The organism is Actinoplanes sp. GCM10030250 (assembly GCF_042666575.1).
Taxonomy (GTDB): Bacteria; Actinomycetota; Actinomycetes; order Mycobacteriales; family Micromonosporaceae; genus Actinoplanes.
Genome location: NZ_JBHTDO010000078.1, coordinates 1 through 6,405, shown reverse-complemented (window position 1 = coordinate 6,405; position 6,405 = coordinate 1). Strand labels below are relative to the sequence as shown.

Annotated in this window: 5 protein-coding genes; 2 read left to right on the top strand and 3 right to left on the bottom strand. The window is 69.3% G+C overall.

Annotation, left to right across the window (positions count from 1 at the left end; genetic code table 11):
• Positions 1 to 704: VOC family protein (locus ACFQV6_RS43985; RefSeq protein ID WP_378033698.1), on the top strand; the 704-nt coding region annotated here is incomplete at its 5' end.
• 100 nt (positions 705 to 804) lie between these two features.
• On the opposite strand, the gene ACFQV6_RS43980 is transcribed toward ACFQV6_RS43985, so the two are convergent.
• From ACFQV6_RS43980 to ACFQV6_RS43970, 3 genes are read right to left on the bottom strand one after another with little or no spacing between them, the layout of a single operon-like run.
• Positions 805 to 1,200, bottom strand: coding sequence for a DUF4233 domain-containing protein (locus tag ACFQV6_RS43980; protein ID WP_378033697.1), 396 nt, complete (start codon positions 1,198 to 1,200; stop codon positions 805 to 807).
• A complete protein-coding gene (locus ACFQV6_RS43975; protein WP_378033696.1) occupies positions 1,197 to 2,522 on the bottom strand; it encodes a bifunctional folylpolyglutamate synthase/dihydrofolate synthase in 1,326 nt (441 codons plus the stop codon). Before ACFQV6_RS43975 ends, ACFQV6_RS43980 begins: the two co-directional genes overlap by 4 nt.
• A complete protein-coding gene (locus tag ACFQV6_RS43970) occupies positions 2,519 to 5,149 on the bottom strand; it encodes a valine--tRNA ligase (RefSeq protein ID WP_378033695.1) in 2,631 nt (876 codons plus the stop codon). Before ACFQV6_RS43970 ends, ACFQV6_RS43975 begins: the two co-directional genes overlap by 4 nt.
• Before the next feature lie 218 nt (positions 5,150 to 5,367).
• Between ACFQV6_RS43970 and ACFQV6_RS43965 the strand changes: the two genes are divergently transcribed.
• On the top strand, positions 5,368 to 6,006 hold the full coding sequence (locus ACFQV6_RS43965; RefSeq protein ID WP_378033694.1) for a hypothetical protein: 639 nt from the start codon (positions 5,368 to 5,370) through the stop codon (positions 6,004 to 6,006).
• The last annotated feature ends 399 nt before the right edge of the window (positions 6,007 to 6,405 follow it).

Sequence of the window (6,405 nt, the reverse complement as noted above, 5' to 3'; positions counted from 1 at the left end):
CCCCCGACCGCCCCTTCCCCAGCGCACCCCCACCGTCAGTTCCCCGCTCCGCAGACCCGATCCCCGCAGACCCGATCCCCGCAGACCCTGATCCCGCGGACCCCACCCCCGTCGACGAGATCGACATCCCCCTGGACGAGGCCACGGTGCCGCTGACAACCCCGGCCACCAGTTCCGGACAGGCCCCGCCGCCTCCCGCCGAACCCGACGCGGACCCGCCGCCCTCCCGCCCGGCAGGCAGCGCCTGGGGCGACTTCGGCGGCACTCCCGAACCCGACGAGCACGCCGCCGACGTGATCACCGCCTACCCCAGTGCCCGCCCGGGCCCAGCCGGAGCAATCCACGGCGTAGGCATCACAGTGCTGGTCACCGACCTGAACCGTTCGATCACGTTCTACCGCGACATCCTGGGGTTCTTCGAGATCGACAGCGGAGACGGCAGCGCGGTCCTCGCCTCCGGTGACACCCGCCTGGTACTCCGCACAGTCCACAACCTCGCCGACGAAGCCGGCCGCCTGATCTATCTCAACCTCGAGGTGGGCGACGTCCACGCGGTATACGACGAGCTCCGCGGCAAGAACGTGAAGTTCGTACACTCCCCTCGCGCGGTCAACCGCGGCGACAAGCTCGAACTGTGGTCAGCAACCTTCCGCGACCCCGACAACCACAACATCGCCATCACCCAGTGGAAGGCCATCCGCTGACCGGGCTCCCCGGGACGAGGACGTGGCTCAGCGCCGGAGACGAGAACGTGGCTCAGCGCGGGGGTGAGGCGAGGACAGGCGCCGGGCGGGGAACGGCGCGTCAGCCCAGGATCGAGCGGCGTACATAAGCCGCATAAGCCCACGCCGCCCCGAAGATCAGCCCCAGAACCGCAAGCGACCAGTGCAACAGCCCGCACCCGATGAGCAGAACCTGAAGCACAGCCCCCGCACCCCACGCCCAACTGTGCCGCATCATCCCGGCGAGCACCGCCGCCGCCACCGCGAGCGCGATGACCGCCGCCACCCCCCAGCCGCTGAGATCGCCACCGAGGATGCGGATCGGCTGGATGCCCAGCAGCAGAACGATCGCCTCCAGCGCCAATGTTCCGGCGCCGAGTCCCCGTACAGCTGCCTGGGGGTTGCGAAGCCCGGAAGGGCGCGCCGCCGCAGCCGGCTCACCCTCGGCGGGCCTCGCGCTCTCCTCCTGGCCGGTCATCGCTTGAGGAGTTTCCGCGCGTCGGCGACGGTGACCACCGATCCGGTGACCAGCACGCCCACGCCGCTCAGCTCGCCGGACGAGTCCTCTTCGGCGAGCACCACCGCTTCCTCGATGGCGTCCGGCATGTTCTCCGCGATCGTGACCCGGTCCTCGCCGAAGACCGCGATCGCGAGCTGGGCCAGCTCCTCGACCGGCATGGAGCGGGGTGAGCTGTTCTGCGTCACCACGAGGCGGGCGACCGTCGGTTCGAGGAGATCCAGCAGGCCGGTCGCGTCCTTGTCGCCGAGGACGGCGAGAACCGCGACCAGGTGCCGGAAGGTGAACTCCTCCTCCAGCGCGGCGACCGTCGCGGCCATCCCGTGCGGGTTGTGCGCGCCGTCGAGCAGGATGGTCGGCGCGCTGCGTACGCGTTCCAGCCGCCCCGGCGAGTCCACCCGGGCGAAGCCTTCCCGGACGAGATCCACCTCGAGCTGCTTGCCCGGGCCGGCGCCGAGGAACGCCTCGACGGCCGCGAGCGCCACGGCGGCGTTCTGGGCCTGGTGTGCGCCGAAAAGCGGCAGGAAGATCTCCTCGTAGATGCCGCCGAGCCCTTGCAGGGTGAGCACCTGCCCGCCGACCGCCTGGGTCCGCTCGACCACGCCGAACTCGCTGCCCTCCCGGGCGAGCGTGGCGCCCATGTCCGCGCAGCGTTCGAGGATGGGCCGCATGGCGTCCTCGCTCTGCAGCGCGGTGACCACGGTGGCGTCCTTGTGGATGATGCCGACCTTGTGCCAGGCGATGTCCTCGATGGTGTCGCCGAGCCACTCGGTGTGGTCGAGCCCGATCGGCGTGAGGACGCAGACCCCGGCCTCGATGACGTTCGTAGCGTCTTCCTCGCCGCCGAGCCCGACCTCGACCACCGCGATGTCGACGGGTGCGTCGGCGAACGCCGCGTACGCCAGCGCCGTCGTCATGTCGAAGTAGGTCAGCGGCTCCGCGTTCCGCGCGTCGATCAGCTCGGCGAGCGGTGCCACCTCGTTGTACGTGGTGACGAACCGCTCCTCGGTGATCGACTCACCGTCGAGGCTGATCCGCTCGCGAACGGTCTCGAGATGCGGGCTGGTGTAGCGCCCGGTGTGCAGCCCGTGCGCCCGCAGCAGCGAGTCGATCATGCGAGCCGTGCTCGTCTTGCCGTTGGTCCCGGTCAGATGGATCGCCGGGTACGCCCGCTGCGGTGTACCCAGCACATCCATCAGGTCCCGGATCTTCTGCATGTCGAAGACCATGCGGGTGAAGCCGCGCTCGTTGAGCGCGGCCTCCGCCTCGGTGTATTCGCTCATGATGCGGGCAGCGCCTCGAGGGCGGCGGCGATCCGGATCAGGTCCGCCTCGGCCGCTGTCAGACGGTCCTTGATCTTCGCGACGACCTGCTCGGGTGCCTTGCCGACGAAGGCCTCGTTGCCGAGCTTGGCCCGGCACTGGGTGGCCTCCTTCTCGGCGGCCGCCCGGTCCTTCTCCAGCCGGGCCCGTTCGGCCGCGACGTCGATGGCACCGCGGGTGTCCAGGTCGACGGTGATGCCGCCGGTCACCGCGAGGGTGGCGGTGGCGGCGAAGTCGGCGGCCGGCGCGTCGAGCCGGGCCAGCGAACGGATCAGCGACTCGTGCGTGTCGATGCCGACGTTGCCCAGGCCGGTGAGCGCCGCGGTGACCCGCTGGCTCGGCTTGAGCCCCTGGTCGGAGCGGAACCGCCGCACCTCGGTGACCACCTTCTGAAGGGCGGCCAGCTCCTCCTCGGCGGCATCGTTGATCAGGTCCTTGTCGACGGCCGGCCAGGCGGCCCGCACCAGGGTCTCACCGCCGGTGAGTGCGATCCACAGCTCCTCGGTGACGAACGGGATGACCGGGTGCAGCAGGCGGAGCAGCTGGTCGAGCACGTGCCCCAGGACCCGGCGGCTGGCCTCGCCGCCCTCGGCCAGCACCGGCTTGCTCAGCTCGAGGTACCAGTCGCAGACGTCGTCCCAGGCGAAGTGGTAGAGCGTGTCGCAGACCTTGGCGTACTCGTACCGCTCGAAGTAGTCGTTGACCTCGGTGATCGTGTGCTGGAGCCGGGAGAGGACCCACTTGTCGATGGCGGACAGCTCGGACGCCTCCGGCAGCGGCCCCTCGACGGTCGCGCCGTTCATCAGCGCGAACCGGGTGGCGTTCCAGAGCTTGTTGCAGAAGTTGCGGGAGCCCTGGCACCACTCCTCGCTGATCGGCACGTCGGAGCCGGGGTTGGCGCCGCGGGCCAGCGTGAAGCGGGTGGCGTCGGCGCCGTACCTGTCGATCCAGTCGAGCGGGTCGACGACGTTGCCGAACGACTTCGACATCTTCTTGCCGAACTGGTCGCGGACCATGCCGTGCAGGTTCACCACGTCGAACGGCTGCCGACCGTCCATCGCGTAGAGGCCGAACATCATCATCCGGGCGACCCAGAAGAACAGGATGTCGTAGCCGGTGACCAGCACGCTCGTCGGGTAGAACTTCTCCAGCTCGGCGGTCTGCTCCGGCCAGCCCAGCGTGGAGAACGGCCACAGGCCCGAGGAGAACCAGGTGTCCAGCACGTCCTCGTCCTGGCGCCAGCCTTCACCCGACGGCGGCTGCTCGTCCGGTCCGACGCAGACGACCTCGCCGGACGGGCCGTACCACACCGGGATGCGGTGGCCCCACCACAGCTGCCGGGAGATGCACCAGTCGTGCATGTTGTCGACCCAGGCGAAGTAGCGCTTGGACAACTCGACCGGCTCGATCTTCACCCGGCCGTCGCGCACCGCGTCACCGGCCGCCTGCGCGAGCGGCCCGGTCTTGACGAACCACTGCAGCGACAGCCGCGGCTCCACCGTGGTCTTGCACCGCGAACAGTGCCCCACCGAGTGCAGATAGGGCCGCTTCTCAGCGACGATCCGACCCTGCTCACGCAGGGCAGCCACGATGGCCGGTCGCGCTTCATACCGATCAAGACCTTCAAACGGTCCGGGTACGGTGATGACGGCTCGCTCGTCCATGACGGTCAGGCTCGGCAGCCCATGACGCTGGCCGATCTCGAAGTCGTTCGGGTCGTGGGCCGGGGTCACCTTGACCGCGCCGGTACCGAAAGCCGGGTCCACGTGCTCGTCGGCCACGATCGGGATGCGGCGGCCGGTCAGCGGGAGCTCGACCTCCGTACCGATGAGGTGTTTGTAACGCTCGTCCTCGGGGTGCACGGCCACAGCGGTGTCACCGAGCATCGTCTCGGCCCGGGTGGTGGCGACGACGATGGCGTTCGCGCCCTCGCCGTACCTGATGGAGACCAGCTCACCCTCGTCGTCGGTGTGCTCGACCTCGATGTCGCTGAGCGCGGTGAGACAGCGCGGACACCAGTTGATGATCCGGTTGGCACGATAGATGAGCTCGTCGTCGTACAGTCGCTTGAAGATCGTCTGGACGGCGCGGGAGAGACCCTCGTCCATGGTGAACCGCTCACGGCTCCAGTCGACGGAGTCGCCGAGCCGCCTCATCTGGCCGAGGATGGCACCGCCGGACTCGGCCTTCCACTCCCAGACACGCTCGACGAACTTCTCCCGCCCCAGGTCGTGCCGGGACAGCTGCTGGTCGGCGAGCTTGCGCTCCACCACGTTCTGCGTGGCGATGCCGGCGTGGTCCATGCCGGGCAGCCACAGCACCTCGAATCCCTGCATCCGCTTCAACCGGACCAGGGTGTCCTGGATGGTGTGGTCGAGGGCGTGGCCGACGTGCAGCGAGCCGGTCACGTTCGGCGGTGGGATGACGATGGTGAACGGCGGCTTGTCGCTCTTCGGGTCGGCGGTGAAGTAGCCCTCCGATACCCACCGGTCGTACCGCCGCTGCTCTACCTCGCCCGGCTGGTACTGGGCGGAGAGGCCACCGGTGGGCCGGCTGTCGGGGGTACGGGGTTCGGTTGCATCGGTCACCCGACAAGTCTACGGAGCCCCCGCGAGCGACCGGTATTCGCACCTCCTCGGTCGGGGAGAGATAGGCTCGCCGGATGTCGGACCGTGGCCAGCACCTGCCTTCTCCCGCTTCCCTCGCTCCGCCTTCCCCCGCTCCCGCCACTCCTGCTCCTGCCGCTCCCGCTCCTGCCTCTCCTCCCACTCCCGCCTCTCCTCCTCCCGCTCCGGAGGCGGTTGAGTTGGTTGAAGGCGCGCCGATCGAGATTGATGAAGCGCCGTTCTCGCTGACGCCTGAGGAACCCGAGCCGGAGCCCACGGAACCCCCCAGCAAAGTCCGAACCGTCGTACTGGCTTCACTACTCGTCGTCGCGCTCGCGGGCGCCGGCGCGCTGGGCTACTTCGCCTGGAACGTCAACTCACAGCGGAACACGACCCTCTCCGCCCCGCCGCAGGTCGGTTCCCTCCAGCTGAACAGCAGCGAAGACGCCGCCGCCACCGCGGAATACCTACAGGGCGCCCTCTCCGCCGAGATCAGCATGGACAAGACAGTCGGCGGCGTCTACGGCTCCACCGAGGGCAAGAACGTCCTGTTCTTCGGCGGTACCACGCTCCTCTGGTCCCCGGAGAAGGACCTCGACACCTCATTCGAACTGATCTCGGACGAGGAGGGCGCGGTGACCGGCCTGCACGAGGTCGAAGCCGGCGACTACGGCGGCGTCATGAAGTGCGGCACCACCCACTCCGAAGGCACCGACCTCACCGTCTGCGGCTGGGCCGACCACGGCAGCCTGGCTCTGGCAATGTTCCCCGACCAGACGGAAGCAGCAGCCGCCCCCCTGATGCTCGAGTTCCGCCAAGCCACTCAAACCCGCGACTAACCCTCCCACCCCCAGCCCCCACCCCCAGCTGGCCGTGAGCGGGGCCTTTCCGGCCGCAAGGCCCCCTGGACGCCAGCCGAGTGTGCCGGCTGGCCGTGAGCGGGGTGTTTCCGGCCGTGAGGCCCCCCTGGACGCCAGCCGAGTGTGCCGGCTGGCCGTGAGCGGGGCCTTTCCGGCCGTGAGGCCCCCCTGGACGCCAGCCGAGTAACCCAGCTGGCCGTGAGGGGTGCTTTTCCGGCCGTGTGGCCCCGCTGGGCGCCAGCCGAGTTGACCGTTTTGGGGCAAAAAGAAAGGCCCACCCCGTCCGGGGTGGGCCTTTCTGTCATGTTTGAGTCCGGCGGCGTCCTACTCTCCCACACCCTCCCGAGTGCAGTACCATCGGCGCTGGCGGGCTTAGCT

Coding starts and splice junctions, on each gene's coding strand:
- ACFQV6_RS43980 (WP_378033697.1), bottom strand. CDS start 1,200: ATGACCGGCCAGGAGGAGAGCGCGAGGCCCGCCGAGGGTGAGCCGGCT.
- ACFQV6_RS43975 (WP_378033696.1), bottom strand. CDS start 2,522: ATGAGCGAATACACCGAGGCGGAGGCCGCGCTCAACGAGCGCGGCTTC.